Here is a 16,226-nt window from a genome sequence, read left to right as displayed (position 1 = left end):
CTTCGGGTCTTCGCGCGCCGGGGCTCTCGTCACCGCCCGCCCCTTCGGCTCACTCGCCCTTGCTCACGATCTGTTACTGGGCCCGCCTCAGAGCGCGTTCCAGGATCGCCGCGCCCTCCTCCGCCTCCGCGACGGTGAGCGAGAGCGGCGGTGCGATGCGCAGCACGCTGGTGTCGTGAGCGCCGCCCTTGCCGATCAACAGGCCTTCCTCGCGGGCCGCTTCGAGTACGGCCGCGGCTCCTTGGGGGTTCGCCCGGTCGGTGCCGGGCTCGACCAGTTCGACGCCGATCATCAGTCCGCGCCCGCGCACCTCGCGCACTCCGTCGAACTGCGCGGCGATCGCGCGGAGCCGTTCGATGAGCAGGCCGCCGACGCGCCGGGCGTTGCCCTGGAGGTCGTGTTCGAGGAGGTAGGTGAGGTTCGCCAGTCCCGCCGCCATCGTGACCGGTGAACCGCCGAAGGTCGAGATGGAGTTGGAGTCGAGGCTGTTCATGATCTCGGCGCGGGCGACGACACCGCCGATGGACGTGCCGTTGCCGATGCCCTTGGCGAAGGTGAGCATGTCGGGCGGTCCGGCGGCGGCGTGGGCCTGCCAGCCCCAGAAGTGCTCGCCGGTGCGGCCCCAGCCTGTCTGCACCTCGTCGGAGATCCAGAGGATGCCGTGCTCCTGGAGGACTTCGCGGAAGGCCGCGTACAGGCCGTCGGGCGGTGCGGTGAAGCCGCCGACGCCCTGGACGGGTTCGGCGATCAGCGCTGCCGGCGGGCGCACATGGCCGAGCAGGTCCTTGAGGTCCTCGACACAGGCGGCGATGAACTCCGCGTCGCCGAGGCCGGCGTACGGGCCACGCGTCCGGACGCCGCCGTGCACGTACAGCGTCTGGAGCGGTGACAGGGAGGTGGGTGACCAGCCCTTGTTGCCGGTGATCCCGACCGCGCTGAACGAGCGGCCGTGGTAGCTGTTGCGCATGGCCAGGATCTGGTTGCTCCGCCGGAGGGCGGTGGCGAGCAGCAGGGCGGTGTCGTTGGCCTCCGTGCCGGAGGTGGTGAAGAAGACGCGGGCGTCGGGGATGCCGGACAACTGGGCGATGCGCTCGGCGAGTTCGACCATCGGCCGGTTGAGGTAGAGCGTCGAGGAGTGGATGATCCGGCCGGCCTGCTCGCTGACCGCCTTCGTCACCTCGGGCAGGGCGTGGGCGGTCATCGTGGTGAGGATGCCGCCGAAGAAGTCGAGGTACTTGTTGCCCTTGGCGTCCCAGACGTGGCGGCCCTCACCGTGGGTGATCTCGATCGGGTCCTCGTAGTAGAGGGCGAGCCAGTCGGGCAGGACGGCCTGGTGGCGGGTGTACAGGTCGGTCATGGCTGCACCAGCCCTTCGTAGGCGTCGGGGCGCCGGTCGCGGTAGAACGCCCACTGCTGGCGTACTTCCTCGATGAGGCCGAAGTCCAGGTCCCGGACGATGAGTTCCTCGGCCTTGTCGCTCGCCGTCTCGCCGACGAACTGTCCGCGCGGGTCGACGAAGTACGAGGTTCCGTAGAAGTCGTTGTCGCCGTACTCCTCCTGACCGACCCGGTTGATCGCGGCGATGAAGTACTCGTTGGCGACGGCCGCAGCGGGCTGTTCCAGCTGCCAGAGGTGGGCGGAGAGGCCGCGGGAGGTGGCGGAGGGGTTGTACACGAGCTGGGCACCGTTCAGGCCGAGCTGCCGCCAGCCTTCGGGGAAGTGCCGGTCGTAGCAGATGTAGACGCCGATCCGGCCGACGGCCGTGTCGAAGACGGGCCAGCCGAGGTTGCCGGGCTTGAAGTAGTACTTCTCCCAGAAGCCCTTCACCTGCGGGATGTGGTGCTTGCGGTACTTGCCGAGATAGGTGCCGTCGGCGTCGATCACGGCCGCGGTGTTGTAGTAGAAGCCGGACTGCTCGACCTCGAACACGGGGACGACGATCACCATGCCGGTCTCGCGCGCGAGCTCCTTCATACGGGTGACGGTGGGCCCGTCGGGGACCGGTTCCGCCCAGCTGTAGTGCTCCGGCTCCTGGACCTGGCAGAAGTAGGGGGCGTTGAAGACTTCCTGGAATCCGATGACCTTGGCACCCTGCCGGGCTGCCTCGCGGGCGTGTTCCTCGTGCTTGGCGACCATGGATGCGGTGTCACCGGTCCAGGTGGCCTGGACCAGGGCGGCACGTACGACGTTGGCCATGAGCTGCTCCTTCGACGGGACGTCAGAGAGCCTCTACGCCCGTAGACAAAGGCTGTAGAGGCTCGAAAGTAAGCCCCCCGGACAGCCTTGCCAAGACCATCGTCGTTAACCCGCTGAGTCGATCACGTTTCTGACCCCCACGGGTGAGTGACGTGGCCGATGGGGCCGGACGGTGCGGCCGATCGGAGGACCGGACGGTCGCCCGCGCCCGCGCGCGCCCCGCCGTCCGCGGGCGGGGCGGGGGCGGCCGGACGGCGTGGCCGTCCTGCCGGGCGGGCGGTCACGCCGTGAAGCCTGCGACGCGCAGGGCATGGACCAGGTCCCATTGACATTCGTCGGACACGCTCCCGGCCGCCTTCAGGAGGAGCGGCACGAGGCGCTGCGGGTCCGTCTCGGCGCTGCGGGCGGCCTCCTCCGGGGTGCGTACGCGGACGTAGGCGTCCAGGAGGGCGCCGATCTCGCGTCCGCGGCCCTCGTCGGCGAGCCCGAGTACGGCGGCCCCGATCTCGGGTGCGGGCCGGGTGACGCCCTGGCGCAGCATCTGCCGGCCGTCGGCGGTGCGGCCGCTGGCGGTGAGCGCGTCGGCCGCGGCGACCAGCCGGTCGGCGGGCAGCGAGGCCGCCTCCCACAGCAGGGTGGCCCAGTCCGCGTCGAGGCCGGCGCGGTGGAGTTCGGCGGCGAGCAGGGGGAAGCGTGCGGGTGGCCAGTACGCCGCTTCCACGAGCAGGGCGTGCGCCTCGCCGCTGCGGCCCTCGCTCCGCAGCCGCGTGAGGGCCCCGACGATCTCCGCGGTGAGCTGTCGCGCGCCCTCGTCCGGCGACTCCGTCTCCGTCGTCGTCCGCGGGGGCGCGGGTTCCTCGGCGGCCCCCGCGAAGCGTGCGCCGCGGGGCGTACGCCCGCCCTGCGAGGGCGGGGCGGGCGACACCGGCGCCGTCTGTGGGGCGGCCGCTGGCGCCGGGTCGGGCGCCGTCATACCGGCGAAGCGGGCGCTGCCCCTGGGGCGCGGCGCACGCCTGCCGTGCGCGGGCGGTGCGGGCGGTGCGGGCGGCACCGGCGCCGTCTCCGGTACGGCCATGGGCGCCGACTCCGGCGCCGTCATGCCGGCGAAGCGGGCGCTGCCCCGGGGGCGGAGCTTGGAGCGTTGCTCCGGGGCGGGAGGCGCGGGGTGCTCCGGGGGAGGCGCGGGACGCTCAGGGGCGGGCCGGGAGCCGTCGGCGTGTCCGGCAGGCGCATAGGCGTCTTCAGGGCGCGTGGTCGGGTCGTACGCCCGCCCTTGCCGCCTTAAGACGCCCGGCGCGCCCCCGACTTCGCGCCCGGGGCCGCCACCTTCACGCCCGGCGTACGGTCCCTCGCGCCCGGCGTGCGTGGCGTACGCGTCCGCGCCGGAGCGCACGCCGGGAGTTCCCGCCTCCGGGCCGCGCCGGGCGCCTCCCGTTTCGGTCGGGCCCCCTGAGGACTGGTCCCATTCGGACGGATCCCCTTCGGACGGGCGTCCTTCGTACAGGCCTCCTTCGGGCGGGTCTCCTTCGGAGGGTTCCGCCCAGTTCTCCGGCTGACGCGGCCATACGGCGTCCCCGGTGGCGGGGGCCGGAAAGCTCAGCGCGCCCTGCGCGCGGGTGCGCAGGGCGCGCCGGTCGACGTCGTCCATGCGGTGACGCAGCTCGGTGCAGCGCGCGGTGGCGCGTTCGTGATCGTCCTGGGCCCAGGCGAGGTCCAGGCGGATCGCCTCGGCCTCTTCCCGGGAGGCGGCCGAGGGGAGCAGCCTGTTCAGTTCGGCCTGGCGTTCGGCGGCGTAGCGCTGTTCGCGGAGCATGACGTCGAGGCGGTCGCCGAGGGCGTCCCGGCCACCCGGACGGGCGTCGTACGCGGCCAGCGAGGCGCCGTGCAGGACGCGGGCCCGTCGGGTCTCCTGAGCGGCGGCACGCTCCCCGTACTCCGCGAGGACGTCCTGGAGGAGTGCCTCCACGACGTCCCAGGGCGGCACCTCCCAGCCTTCCAGGCACGCCCGCATACCGTCTGGGTCGCGTTGCCAGAAGACTCCGCACCAGCCGCCGCCGCGGTCGAGTCGGTCCACCAGCCCGTTCAGGTACCGCGCGAACTCCAGTACCTGTCCCGGGAGTTGTTCTACAGCCATCACCCAACTCCCCGCCCGACGTGAGTACTCCGACCCGATAGAAAACACCAGCCGTGTTACGGATCGACTACGGGGAGTTTTCGGCACGGACGCGGAGCTCTCGACGACGGACACATCGACGTGTTCCCGTACGGGCGCGCCGAGTGCGGGAGGGGACCCTGCACCCCTCCCCCGTCCGCCTGTCCCAGCCGAGCCACCAGGCACCTACCGCGCACTCCGCACACGCCCGCAGTGCCGGGCGCGTACGGACCGGCACCCGGCACGCCCGGACGCCGACGCCCGGCAGACCGGCAGACCGGCAGACCGGCAGACCGGCAGACCGGCAGCAGTGAAGGGTGCCGCACCGGAGGGAGTTCGTCCGAAGCCCTCGTACGTCCGCCGTACCGGCGGGAGTTCGGGCCGGGCCCTCGTACACGCGGGAGCGGCCCGACGCACGGCGGGCAGGGGCCCTCCCCCGTGCCGGACCCGCCCGAACTCCCGCCGGAGCGGTGGACGTTGCGGCGGCCTCAGACGCGGCACGCCTCCCCCGCGCCCGCGCGGGGCAGGACCAGCCGGATGAGGGCGGCGACGCCTTCGTCGTCGTTGCTGGGCAGCACGATGTCGGCTGCCCGCAGGGCGTCCTCGTGGGCGTTGGCGACGGCGGCGGCGAGGCCGGCCGCGCGCAGCATGGGGATGTCGTTGGGCATGTCACCGACGGCGGCGGTGTGTTCCAGCGGGAGTCCGCGCCGCTCGGCGAGCGACCGCAGCGCCTCCCCCTTGTCGACGCCGGGGGCGGACAGTTCGAGGAAGTCGCCGGTGGACCTCGTGATCACCACGCGGTCACCGACGACCGCGCCGAGCACGGCGGCCAGTTCATCCACGAGCAGCATCGGGTGGGCGACGAGGATCTTGACCACCGGGTCCCCGTCCACCGGCGCGGACCCGCCCTCCAGCGTCACGTGACACCAGGGGTTCGGCACCAGCCGCACGAAGGCCGCCTCCAGCCGGAGTCCGGACACGGAGTCGACGCCCACCGCGGCTCCGGGCACCGCGTCCCGTACCGCGCGCAGGATTCCCGCCGCGTCGCCGGGGCCGAACCCCCGGCAGTCCAGCAACCGCCCGGACGCGACGTCCACGGTCACCGCGCCGTTGCTGCACACCACGGGCCCCGTGAGCCCGTAGCGCCGGGCCAGGTCCAGGGTGTCCCGGACGGGCCGTCCCGTCACCCCCACCACCGCGACACCGGCCCGCCCCGCCTCCGCGAGCGTGCTCAGGGTGCGCTCGCGGATGGCGCCGGCCGAGTCGAGCAGGGTGCCGTCGAGGTCGGTGCAGACGAGCCGCACGACAGTGCGGGCGCGACGTCCGCGTCCGGCCGTGGGTTCCGTACGGGTGGAAAGCCGCGCCTCGCCGGGAGGCGGCTCCTGCGAAGTCGCCACGCCGGAGCGGGCGTTGGTGTTCGACATGGCCGGAGGCTAATGACTACGCGCGTAGACGACAAGGGGATATTCCATGAATTCAACAATCTCTTGATCATGCTCTTGATCACGCTCTCGATCACGCACGACCGTCGGCACGCGAGACCGGGGCGCGCGACCGCACCCACTCCTCCACCGAAACCGACCGAATGGGCCTCCGACCAGGCACGACCGCCCACCGAGCACCGCCCACCGGCAGGGGTGGCCGACCGGGACCAACATCGGGCGGTCAGGCCGCCGGTACCAACGCGCACCGCACGACGAGGTCGTCCATCGAGATTCCGAGGACCCGCGCCAGCGCGGCGACCGTGAAGAAGGCCGGCGTGGGCGCCCGCCCGGTCTCGATCTTGCGCAGTGTCTCCGCGGAAATCCCGGCCACCCCCGCGATGTCCGCCATGCTGCGGCCTCCACGGGCTTCGCGCAGCAACCGGCCGAGCCGCTCGCCGCGTTCGCGCTCTTCGGGGGTCAGGGGGGTTCGCACCATGACCCCATTCTAATACCGGTATAATAATTGGCATGGTGGAACTGAAGACGGACACGTCGATCGACGAGATGTACGCGGCCGGCCAGGTCGTTGGCAAGGCACTCACGGCGGTGCGGGAGGCGGCCGGTGTGGGTGTCTCCCTGCTGGAGCTGGACGAGGTGGCGCACCAGGTCCTGCGCGACGCGGGCGCGAAGTCGCCTTTCCTCGGCTATCGCCCCTCCTTCGCGCCCACGCCCTTCCCCGCGGTCATCTGCGCCTCCGTGAACGAGGCGATCGTGCACGGCATCCCGACGAAGCACCGGCTGCGCGACGGCGACCTGGTCTCCATCGACTTCGGCGCCGAACTGGGCGGCTGGGTGGGCGACTCGGCGATCAGCTTCATCGTCGGCAGGCCGCGCGCCGCCGACGTGCGGCTCGTGGAGACCGCCGAGCGGGCCCTGGCCGCGGGTATCGAGGCGGCCGTCGTCGGCAACCGCATCGGGGACATAGCGCACGCCGTCGGCACGGTGTGCCGCGGGGCGGGGTACGGAATTCCGGACGGTTTCGGCGGGCACGGCGTGGGCCGCCGGATGCACGAGGACCCGCCCGTCCCGAACGAGGGCCGCCCCGGCCGCGGCCTGCCCCTGCGGCACGGGATGGTCCTCGCCATCGAGCCCATGCTCATCGGCGGCGGCACGGACGGTTATCACGCGGCCCCCGACGGCTGGACGCTGCGCACCGACGACGGCTCCCGAGCAGCCCACGCGGAACACACGGTGGCCATCACGGACTCCGGCCCGCGCATCCTGACGGCGCGCTGACCGCCCGGGCGTCGACCGCCGCGAGGCGGAAGGGCGTTCCGGCCCCGCGGCACGAGCGCTACGGAGCGGGCCGCACGACCATGGCCGATCCTCCGCCCCGCCGGACCGTCTCCGCCGCGGCCAGCCACTTGCCGTTCGCGAGGCGCTGGACGCCCGTTGCCGCGCCGATCTCCGGGTTCACCTTGAAGGAGTGGCCGATGGCTTCGAGCTGCGCCCTCAACGGGCTGTCGTACAGGCCGGGTTCGAGCTCGGTCTGGGCGGCGTTGCGCTGGCTGGCGCGTGGCGTGGCGATCGCGTCGACCAGCGGGAGACCCCGGTCGACGAACTCGGTCAGTGTCTGCAGAACGGTCGTGATGATGCTCGCGCCGCCCGGCGAACCGAGCGCCACGACGGGCTTGCCGTACCGGTCGAGCACGATGGTCGGCGAGATCGACGAGCGCGGGCGCTTGCCGGGACCCGGCAGATTGGGGTCGTGCACGGCCGGGTTGGCCGGCGCGAGGGAGAAGTCCGTCAGCTCGTTGTTGAGGAGGAAGCCGCGTCCCGGGACGGTGATGCCGCTGCCGCCGGTCTGCTCGATGGTCAGTGTGTAGGCGACGACGTTGCCCCACTTGTCGGCCACCGTCAGATGGGTCGTGTTCTCGCCCTCGTACGTCGTCGGGGCGGCCGTCCCGGCGGTGGTGCAGGCGGCGGGACCGCTCGGGTCGCCGGGTGCGAGCGGGCTCGTCAGCACCGCGTCGTCCTTGATGAGGCAGGCCCGCCCGTCCGCGTACTTCTGCGAGAGAAGGCCCTTGGTGGGTACGTCCTCGAAGGCCGGGTCGCCCACCCAGCGGCCCCGGTCCGCGAACGCGATCCGGCTCGCCTCGATGTAGTGGTGCAGGTACTGCGCCTCGCTCGCCTTCGAAAGGTCCGTCTTCTCAAGGATGTTGAGCGCCTCGCCGACGGTCGTGCCGCCGGAGGAGGAGGGCGCGATCGAGTAGACGTTCAGTCCGCGGTACGAGGTCCTGGTGGGCGCCTGGCGCTTCGCCTCGTACGCCGCGAGGTCCTTCAGGGACAGCTTGCCTGGCCGGGCGTTGTAGCCGGACGCCGGGTCCACGGGCGGCTTGTCGACGGTGTCGACGATCTCCCGGCCGAGGTCACCGGCGTAGACCGCGCCCGTTCCCTTCCTGCCCAACTCCTCGTACGTGCGGGCCAGATCGGGGTTCTTGAAGGTCGATCCGACGACCGGCAGCGAGCCGCCGGGCAGAAAGAGCTTCGCGGTGTCGGGGAAGTTCTTGAAGCGGTCCTGGTTCAACTCGGTCTGCGAACGGAAGGTCGCGTCGACCGTGAATCCGGCGCGTGCGATGCGCTCGGCAGGCTTCAGGACGGCGCCCAGGCGTCTGCTGCCCCACGCGTCCAGCGCGGTCTGTCAGGTGGCGGGCGTGCCCGGTGTGCCCACGCTCAGCCCGCTGGTGACGGCGTCCGCGAAGGCGAGCGGCTTGCCGTTCTCCAGGAACAGCCCGGAGTCGGCGGTCAGGGGTGCCGTCTCGCGTCCGTCGACCGTATGCACCGTTCGGGACTTGGCGTCGTAGTAGACGAAGTAACCGCCCCCGCCGATGCCGGACGAGTAGGGCTCGGTGACGCCGAGGGCCGCCGCCGTGGCGACGGCCGCGTCGACGGCGTTGCCGCCCTTCCTCAGCACCTCGATGCCGGCGGCGGAGGCGTCCGCGTCGACGCTCGCGACGGCGCCTCCGTAGCCGACCGCGACGGGCACCTTCGCGACGGGCGTTCTCGCGAGCGTGCCCGCGGCCGGCGCCCCGGGTGGCGCCGCCGCACCGACCAGCACCGTCGCGGCCGAAACCGCCAAGACCGTCAGATTCCGCGCAAGAGGGCGTCGCATCCGTACCTCCAGTCAACAGCCGTCTGCGCAGCGTAACTGCACCGCCATGCCCGCGTCAGGCCCCCTCGAACACCGTTCCGTGGGCCCGCTAGCATGCGCGCACATGACTGACGACGTGCGCAACATCGTCCTCGGCGTCCTGGCGGCCGGCATCAGTGCCGCGCTCGGCTGGCTCGCCCGCACCTATCTGTGGAGGCGCAAGCTCCGCCGCAAGCAGGCGTTCTTCGGGCTGCCCGACAACTCCGAGTCGCTGCTGGTGGTGAACCGCGAGGCGGGCGGCCCCGAGCTCACGGTGATGCGCCACGACGTGTTCGCACTCCTCGAACTGTCCGCACTGATCAAGGACTGCGGCGCGCACGCCCAGGTCATCGCGCACGACGCGACCCAGCAGGGTTTCGGCGAGCGGACGGAGTTCTGTGTGGGCGGGCCGGCGTCGAACCGGCGCATGGCCGCGCATCTGCACTCCCTGCTGCCCGGCATACATGTCAACGTCGACTCCGAACCGGGGCCCGACCGGGGCGCCTTCCAGATCGGCAGCGAGCGCTACCGCCTGGAGTCGGGCAAGGCCGAGTACGTGATCCTCGCCCGGCTCACCGCCGGCCAGAGCCGTGACGTGAGACCGGTCTTCCTCTTCTGCGGCCAGCGCGCGATCACCAACCAGGCGGCGACCCGCTATCTCGCCCGCAACCACACGCGTCTCGCCCGCAAGCACGGCGGCAGCAGCTTCGTCCTGCTCCTGAAGGTCGTGAACTCCCAGGCGTACGGCCCCGACGTCGTCGAGGTCGTCGCGGACGTCACCCGCGCCGCCCAGACCCCGCTGCCGACGCCACCGGCACTGGACCCGGCATCGGACCCCAAGCCGGACGAGGAGTCGGCGGCGAAGCCGGCCACGCCCCGGCCGCGTCGGCGTACATGAGGCCTGGCGCGCCTGACGACCGGCACGCCCGACCTCCGGCCACCCTGGCACCGACGCTTTCCGGCCGTCCGTGCGAGCAGATACCGGCGAGGCTCCTGGTAATGAAATGAACACTTCAACAATCGTTACCCGCACGTAACTTACCGACGGGTTACTTCAAGTATGCCGCCGAGGTTACCGTCGGGTCACTTTGCACTGATCGAGTGAGGAGTGACCCGGTGGGACACGGTCGCAACCGCAACGCCCTGCGCACATCCGCCGTCGGTGCCGTCTCCGCGACGCTGATCGCCGCGGCGGGCCTGGGCCTCGCGCCCGCCGCCCAGGCAGCCACCGGCACGAACGGTGTCCGCTTCGTCGACATCTCCGGTGACGGCGGCACGGTCCTCAAAGCCAACGTCGTCACCCCCGCGGGAGCCGACGGCACCCGCGCCTACCCGCTCATCGTGCTGCCCACGAGCTGGGGCCTGCCGCAGGTCGAGTACCTCGCACAGGCCCAGAAGCTGGCGAACTCCGGCTATGTGGTGGTCAGTTACAACGTCCGCGGCTTCTGGCAGTCGGGCGGGGAGATCGACGTCGCGGGCCCCCGTGACACCGCCGACGTGTCCAAGGTGATCGACTGGGCGCTCGCCAACACCCCTGCCGACGCGGCGAAGGTCGGCGTGGCGGGCGTCTCGTACGGCGCCGGAATCAGCCTGCTCGCCGCCGCGCACGACAAGCGCATCAAGGCGGTCGCCGCGCTGAGCGGCTGGGGGGACCTGACCGAGTCCATCTACTCCGGCCGTACCGAACACGTCCAGGCGGCCGCCCTGTTGGACGGCGTCGGAAACATCGTCGGCCGTCCCAGCGCCGAGACCCAGCAGGTGTTCAAGGACTTCTTCGCCTCGAACCTGGCGAAGGAGCAGGATCTGATCGACTGGGGGAAGAAACGTTCCCCCGAGACCTACGTCGACCAGCTCAACAAGAACGGCGCCGCCGTCTTCATGGCCAACGCCTGGGGCGACACGGTCTTCTCGCCCAACCAGTACGCGAAGTTCTACGGGGAACTGACCGGGCCCAAGCGGCTGGAGCTCCGCCCGGGTGACCACGCCACCCCGGAGATCACCGGCCTGTTCGGACTCCCCAACGACGTGTGGACCGACACCGGTCGCTGGTTCGACCGCTATCTGGCGGGCAAGGACAACGGCGTCGACGGCGAACAGCCGGTACAGATCAAGTCCCGTTCCACGGGCGGCTACGAGGGCTACCCGGACTGGAAGTCGCTCGGCGCGACCACGAGGAAGATCGCCCTCGGGGGCACCACCAGGATCCACACGAACGTCGACTCGGGCGCGGACGGCGGGGTCATCTTCCTGTCCAGCATCCTCGACCAGCTCACGCGGATTCCGCCGATGGCCTCGATCCCGCTGCTGCCGCGCTACTGGGCCGCGGTGTGGCAGTCGGAGCGGTACGAGAGCGCCCAGCACATACGCGGCACCGTCAGGCTGCACACCACGGTCACCGGGACCAAGGAGAGCGGCACCCTCGTCGCCTACCTCTACGACGTGGGCCCGCTCGGCCTCGGCAAGCTGGTAAGCAACGCACCGTACACCTTCCACGGGCAGACGCCCGGCGAGCCGTTCGGTGTGGACCTGGACCTGTTCTCCACGGCCTACGACGTCCCGGCAGGGCATCGTCTCGCCCTGGTCGTCGACACGGTCGACCCGCTCTACATCGAGCACAACCCGTCCGGCGCGCAGCTGACCTTCTCCTCGCCGGAGCACGACCCGTCCTTCGTGTCGGTGCCCCTGCGCGAGCAGTGATCTCCGGCTGCCGCCGGCCGGGCCTGGCCCTGTGAGCTGCTGCTCCCCCTACAGTCTCGGGGCTGTGGGGGGTACCCCACCCGGCAGCAGCGTCCCTGGTTCGGCCGGAGCCACGTCCACGGCCTCGGTCTCGGGACTGCGCCGCTCCCACCCGTTCGCCCGCGGGGCGAACCAGGAGAGCAGCACACACATCCCGATACAGACCGGCGCGATGACCGTCACCACGGGGATGAACGGCAAATCGTAGTCCAGGATCGACGCGATCAGCTTCCCAGCGCCGAGGAAGTCTTCGTACGTGAAGGGCACGGCCCCCTGCCGCGTCCCCGGTACCAGGAGAATCACCACCGCAGGCACGGACATCAGTGGCTGCTCCCGGGCGGCCGGGCGCGGCGCGTCGTCCCCGCGTGGAGCACGATCGTCGTACGGTCGAGCCGACTTGCCACCGGCGGTGAGGCGTGCGCGCTCGCACGCCCACGGCCGGGCCGCACGCCGATTCCCGTGCCTCACTCGGCAGTTGAGAATCTGGACCCCGAGGGTCCCGTGATCACGACCACCTCTCGCTTGCCGACGGTGAGGTCGACGCCCTGCGGAACATGCGGCTCCCCGAAGTACGTGTTGACGTCGTGCGGCTCGATCAACGGATCGACGGCCATTGCGGACCTGCCCACTCTCAGCTGTGTCGGTCAGCGCAAACTATCGACGCAGATCAGCACTTGAGGGACGACACGCACACAGGGCAATTAACCGTATTTGAGGCCGGACGGCGAGCGGATCACGCTACTCCGGGAGATCCCCCCGATGCCGCTTCAGGCACTTCAGGCCTCCGCGGCCTCGGCATACATCTGGGACAGCTCGGGGACGCCCTGTACGGCCCAGTCGAGGCCTGCCTCGACGACCGGGATCTCACGGCCCGAGGGAAGCCGGACCGCCGGACTGCCACCGGGCCAGACATGCCAGGCGGCACCCGGCACCGTGCGCACCACGACCGTGCCGAGGTAGAGGCCCGCGTCGTTGCCGAGCCAGGGCAGCGCCTCGGGGTCGTCGCGCCACAGCGGCAGGAGCTGGTCGAGCGCCACCAACGAGGCCGGGGTGTCGTCCAGTTCGAGGCCGACGGCCGCGGCCTGGGAGCGGAGCAGTTCACACTCGGAGAGCAACTCGGCGACACCCGCCGGATCGTCCTCGAAGGCGGCGGCGAGGCCCCGTTCCCGCCGCACCGGATGCCGCTTGAGCCACTTGTCCAAGAAGGGGATGTTCATGACCGGCCTCTCCGTGGGGTGCGATCGCCGAAGCTCCGCGTTCCCGGCATGTGAACAAAATGTAGCTTGCGGCAGTTGATCACGGAATCGGGCGAATCATGATGCCCATCGGATCACCGCCCGGGCCTCACCACATTCCTTCCCCGACCGGGCGGGGCGCACCCTTGCCCACGGCTGAGGGCTGCGGGGCCGGCAGCGGCGGCTTGAGGCCGGGCCCCTTCTAGACGTCCAGGTCCACGACGACCGGTGCGTGGTCCGAGGCGCCCTTGCCCTTGCGCTCCTCGCGGTCGACGTACGCGTCCTTGACCGCCGTCGAGAACGCTTCGTTGCCGTAGACCAGGTCGATGCGCATGCCGCGGTTCTTCGGGAAGCAGAGCTGGCGGTAGTCCCAGTACGTGAACGGGTGCTCGTACTTGAGGGGGCGCGGGACCACGTCCGTCAGCCCCTCCTCGCGCAGGGCGGCCAGTGCGGCACGCTCGGCCGGAGTGACATGGGTCAGGCCCTCGAACGCGGCCACGTCGTAGACGTCGTCGTCCGTCGGCGCCACGTTGTAGTCCCCCAGCACCGCGAACGGCCGGCCGCCCGCCGCGTCCCCCGCCACCGCGGCCCGCAGGGCCTCGAACCACTGGAGCTTGTACGCGTAGTGGGCGTGGTCCACCTCACGGCCGTTCGGCACGTACACCGACCAGACGCGGACCGGTCCGCAGGTCGCGGAGACGGCCCGGGGTTCCTCCGCCCCCTCGTACGCGGGGCCGCCGGGCAGGCCCTTGACCACGTCCTCCAGGCCGACTCGGGAGATCACCGCCACGCCGTTCCACCGTCCCGTGGCGTGCACGGCCGCCTCGTAGCCCAGCTCGCGCAGCTGTTCGGTCGGGAACTGCTCGGCGGCGACCTTGGCCTCCTGGAGGCACAGCACGTCCGTGCCACTGCTCTCCAGCCAGGCCAGCACCCTCGGGAGACGGGCGGTGATCGAGTTCACGTTCCAGGTGGCGATGCGCATGTCTCACAACCTACCGGGCGGGTACGACAACGCGTCCGCCGAAGACACCTGGTCCGCCCCTCGCCGCCTGGCCGGCCTGCCGGGGCGAGCCGTTCGATCATGGAGACCCGGCGGGAGCAGCACGGGTTCACGCACGGGCGGCTCAGATCTCCGCCGACGCTCCCGGCGTGAGCCGCAGGTGCTCGGCGCCGCCGAGAGCGCCGATCTGACGGTCGTAGATCGGCCGGGCGAGGTCCGTGAGCAGGGCGTCGTGGATGTCGTACGCGCGTTGCGGCTTGACCTCACGGACGTACTCGATGACCTCGGAGATCTTGTTCCACGGGGCCATGACCGGGAGCATCAGCGTCTCGACCGGCTGGTCAGGGACGGTGAGGGCGTCGCCGGGGTGGAAGACGCGCCCGCCGTCGACGAGAAAGCCGACGTTGGTGATGCGCGGGATGTCCGGATGGATCACCGCGTGCAGCTCGCCGTGCGCCTGGACGTCGAAACCGGCGGCGGTGAACGTGTCACCGTGGCCGACGGTGTGCACCCGGCCGGGGAAGGCGGCGGAGACCTGCTCCGCCACCGACCGCAGCGTCCAGATCTCCGCCGCCGGGTTGGCCTCCATGCCGGCCCGAAGGCGGTCCTCGTTGAAGTGGTCGAGGTGCTCGTGCGTGACCAGGATCGCGTCCGCTCCGACGGCCGCGTCCTCCTCCGTGAAGGTCCCCGGGTCGATGACGAGCACACGCCCGTCCTTCTCGAGTCGAATGCAGGCATGCGACTTCTTCGTGAGCTTCATGGGTCCATCCTCCCCCTTCTCGGCGCCGGGGAGGGCTGCCGAGAGGGGTGCTCCCACTACCAGGCTCAAGATCACTCCTGGGGTGTGGTCTCCTCCCGGATGACCTGCTGCGCCACCTTGAAGGCGCTGTTGGCGGCCGGAACACCGCAGTACACGGCCGCCTGGAGCAGTACCTCCTTGATCTCCACCGGGGTGAGACCGTTGCGCAGGGCGGCACGGGTGTGGACGGCGAGCTCGTCGAGGTGGCCGCCCGCGACGAGGGCGGTCAGCGTGACGCAACTGCGCGAGCGCCGGTCGAGTCCGGGCCGGTCCCAGATCTCGCCCCACGCGTACCGCGTGATGAACTCCTGGAAGTCCCCGGAGAACTCGTCCGCCGAGGCCAGCGCCCGGTCGACGTGCGCGTCCCCCAGCACCTCGCGGCGCACCTTGATGCCGATCTCGTACGGATCCGGCCGCTCCAGGGTCTCGGGCGGTACCGGTGCCGGGCCGATCTCGGCGAAGGGCGCGACCGGCGGCGGGGCGGCCTGCACGGGGTAGGCCGGCGCGGCCTGGATCGCCATCTGGCCGGTGGACGAGTCGAAGGCGGGCTGCCAGGCGCCGGAGAAGTGCCGTACGAGCAGATCCGTGACGGCGGCGGGCTGCTCCACGGGAACCAGGTGCGAGGCACCAGGGACGACCGCGAGGCGGGCGTCCGGTATCCCGGCGACCAGTGTGCGCGCCTCCGCGGGCCCGGTGACCTGGTCGTCGGAGCCGGCCAGGACGAGGGTGGGCACACCCACCATGCCCAGTTCTGCCCGCACGTCGAAGGCGGCGAGCGCCTCGCAGGCCGCGATGTAGCAGCCGGGGTCGGTGGTGCGCACCATCTGCACGGCCCACTCGGTGATCGCGGGCTGGGCCGCGGCGAAGCCGCCTGTGAACCAGCGTTCGGGCGAGGTACGGGCGATCGGGTCGAGGCCGTTCGACCTCACGATCACTCCGCGCTGCCGGAACTCGTCGGGCGTGCCGAAGCGGGGCGAGGCCGCGATCAGGGCGAGGCAGGCGACCCGCTCCGGACGGCGCAGCGCCAGCTCGATCCCGAGGGCCCCGCCGAACGCACAGCCCGCGTACCCGAATCGCTGGATGCCGAGCCGGTCGAGCGTGGCGAGCAGCCGCCCGGCGAGTTCGGCCACCGATCCGGCCGGGTAGGCGGGGGCTCCGCCGTGTCCCGGCAGGTCGAAACGGAAGACCCGCCAGCTCTTCGCGAGCTCCGGGACCTGCCTGTCCCACATGTGCCATGTGGTGCCGAGCGAAGGTCCGAGTATGAGGACCGGGGCGTCTTCCGGGCCGTCGATGCGGTATTGAAGGGCAGGGGTCTTCGTCTCACTCACCGCCCCACGCTAGCTTCCGACCCCGTGCGGGCGGAAATGGGGCCCATTCGTCCACGTCGCCCACACGGGGTCGCCACACATGTCCACGCCGTAGTCGAACCGGTCGCGGCGGTTCCGCCGGTCTGGGCTCGGACCCGGCTCGGCATGGCTCGGACCGGCTCGGACC

At 71.4% G+C, this 16,226-nt stretch carries 12 protein-coding genes and 3 pseudogenes; 3 read left to right on the top strand and 12 right to left on the bottom strand.

Annotation, left to right across the window (positions count from 1 at the left end; translation table 11 throughout):
* Positions 1-73 precede the first annotated feature (73 nt).
* From N4G66_RS15165 to N4G66_RS15145, 5 genes are all read right to left on the bottom strand, one after another.
* Positions 74-1,357, bottom strand: coding sequence for an aspartate aminotransferase family protein (locus tag N4G66_RS15165; RefSeq protein WP_261704605.1), 1,284 nt, complete (start codon positions 1,355-1,357; stop codon positions 74-76).
* Positions 1,354-2,196, bottom strand: coding sequence for a nitrilase-related carbon-nitrogen hydrolase (locus N4G66_RS15160; RefSeq protein ID WP_261704604.1), 843 nt, complete (start codon positions 2,194-2,196; stop codon positions 1,354-1,356). The genes N4G66_RS15165 and N4G66_RS15160 overlap by 4 nt, the downstream gene beginning before the upstream one ends.
* Before the next feature lie 280 nt (positions 2,197-2,476).
* On the bottom strand, positions 2,477-4,330 hold the full coding sequence (locus tag N4G66_RS15155; protein WP_261704603.1) for a hypothetical protein: 1,854 nt from the start codon (positions 4,328-4,330) through the stop codon (positions 2,477-2,479).
* A 506-nt stretch (positions 4,331-4,836) separates the two neighbouring features.
* Positions 4,837-5,772, bottom strand: coding sequence for an HAD family hydrolase (locus tag N4G66_RS15150; RefSeq protein ID WP_261704602.1), 936 nt, complete (start codon positions 5,770-5,772; stop codon positions 4,837-4,839).
* A gap of 241 nt (positions 5,773-6,013) precedes the next feature.
* Positions 6,014-6,268 (bottom strand): helix-turn-helix domain-containing protein, encoded by a 255-nt coding sequence (locus N4G66_RS15145; protein ID WP_261704601.1) that lies wholly within the window; start codon positions 6,266-6,268, stop codon positions 6,014-6,016.
* Between the two features lie 32 nt (positions 6,269-6,300).
* Here N4G66_RS15145 and map point away from each other — a divergent pair, with 32 nt between their 5' ends.
* Positions 6,301-7,068, top strand: coding sequence for a type I methionyl aminopeptidase (map, locus tag N4G66_RS15140; RefSeq protein WP_261704600.1), 768 nt, complete (start codon positions 6,301-6,303; stop codon positions 7,066-7,068).
* Positions 7,069-7,126: 58 nt separating this feature from the next.
* Here the strand turns inward: map and ggt are convergent.
* Positions 7,127-8,944: pseudogene (ggt, locus tag N4G66_RS15135) on the bottom strand (gamma-glutamyltransferase).
* Between the two features lie 103 nt (positions 8,945-9,047).
* Between ggt and N4G66_RS15130 the strand changes: the two are divergent.
* Both N4G66_RS15130 and N4G66_RS15125 read left to right on the top strand, forming a co-directional pair.
* On the top strand, positions 9,048-9,860 hold the full coding sequence (locus tag N4G66_RS15130) for a hypothetical protein (RefSeq protein ID WP_261704599.1): 813 nt from the start codon (positions 9,048-9,050) through the stop codon (positions 9,858-9,860).
* 218 nt (positions 9,861-10,078) lie between these two features.
* Complete coding sequence (locus N4G66_RS15125; protein WP_261704598.1) at positions 10,079-11,659, top strand: alpha/beta fold hydrolase; 1,581 nt, start codon at positions 10,079-10,081, stop codon at positions 11,657-11,659.
* A gap of 48 nt (positions 11,660-11,707) precedes the next feature.
* Here the strand turns inward: N4G66_RS15125 and N4G66_RS15120 are convergent.
* The 6 genes and pseudogenes from N4G66_RS15120 to pcaDC all read right to left on the bottom strand — a co-directional run.
* Positions 11,708-11,956, bottom strand: a pseudogene (locus N4G66_RS15120) (amino acid ABC transporter permease); the annotation flags it as partial.
* A 215-nt stretch (positions 11,957-12,171) separates the two neighbouring features.
* A pseudogene (locus N4G66_RS15115) lies at positions 12,172-12,312 on the bottom strand (amino acid ABC transporter ATP-binding protein); the annotation flags it as partial.
* A 162-nt stretch (positions 12,313-12,474) separates the two neighbouring features.
* Positions 12,475-12,915, bottom strand: coding sequence for a DUF6278 family protein (locus N4G66_RS15110; protein WP_261704597.1), 441 nt, complete (start codon positions 12,913-12,915; stop codon positions 12,475-12,477).
* A 220-nt stretch (positions 12,916-13,135) separates the two neighbouring features.
* Positions 13,136-13,915, bottom strand: a complete 780-nt coding sequence (locus N4G66_RS15105) for an exodeoxyribonuclease III (protein ID WP_261704596.1) — start codon at positions 13,913-13,915, stop codon at positions 13,136-13,138.
* A 142-nt stretch (positions 13,916-14,057) separates the two neighbouring features.
* Entirely contained in the window at positions 14,058-14,693 is a 636-nt protein-coding gene (locus N4G66_RS15100; protein ID WP_261704595.1) for an MBL fold metallo-hydrolase, read from the bottom strand.
* A 71-nt stretch (positions 14,694-14,764) separates the two neighbouring features.
* Complete coding sequence (gene pcaDC, locus N4G66_RS15095; protein ID WP_261704594.1) at positions 14,765-16,060, bottom strand: bifunctional 3-oxoadipate enol-lactonase/4-carboxymuconolactone decarboxylase PcaDC; 1,296 nt, start codon at positions 16,058-16,060, stop codon at positions 14,765-14,767.
* Positions 16,061-16,226 lie beyond the last annotated feature (166 nt).

This window comes from Streptomyces rhizosphaerihabitans, assembly GCF_025399795.1.
GTDB lineage: Bacteria > Actinomycetota > Actinomycetes > Streptomycetales > Streptomycetaceae > Streptomyces > Streptomyces rhizosphaerihabitans.
Note: the sequence above shows the minus strand (reverse complement) of the source record. Positions and strands in the feature narration are given on the sequence as shown.

Bases quoted from the DNA above. Each gene is read 5' to 3' on its own strand.
- N4G66_RS15165 (WP_261704605.1), bottom strand. From the start codon at position 1,357: ATGACCGACCTGTACACCCGCCACCAGGCCGTCCTGCCCGACTGGCTC.
- N4G66_RS15160 (WP_261704604.1), bottom strand. From the start codon at position 2,196: ATGGCCAACGTCGTACGTGCCGCCCTGGTCCAGGCCACCTGGACCGGT.
- N4G66_RS15155 (WP_261704603.1), bottom strand. From the start codon at position 4,330: ATGGCTGTAGAACAACTCCCGGGACAGGTACTGGAGTTCGCGCGGTAC.
- N4G66_RS15150 (WP_261704602.1), bottom strand. From the start codon at position 5,772: ATGTCGAACACCAACGCCCGCTCCGGCGTGGCGACTTCGCAGGAGCCG.
- N4G66_RS15145 (WP_261704601.1), bottom strand. From the start codon at position 6,268: ATGGTGCGAACCCCCCTGACCCCCGAAGAGCGCGAACGCGGCGAGCGG.
- map (WP_261704600.1), top strand. From the start codon at position 6,301: ATGGTGGAACTGAAGACGGACACGTCGATCGACGAGATGTACGCGGCC.
- N4G66_RS15130 (WP_261704599.1), top strand. From the start codon at position 9,048: ATGACTGACGACGTGCGCAACATCGTCCTCGGCGTCCTGGCGGCCGGC.
- N4G66_RS15110 (WP_261704597.1), bottom strand. From the start codon at position 12,915: ATGAACATCCCCTTCTTGGACAAGTGGCTCAAGCGGCATCCGGTGCGG.
- N4G66_RS15105 (WP_261704596.1), bottom strand. From the start codon at position 13,915: ATGCGCATCGCCACCTGGAACGTGAACTCGATCACCGCCCGTCTCCCG.
- N4G66_RS15100 (WP_261704595.1), bottom strand. From the start codon at position 14,693: ATGAAGCTCACGAAGAAGTCGCATGCCTGCATTCGACTCGAGAAGGAC.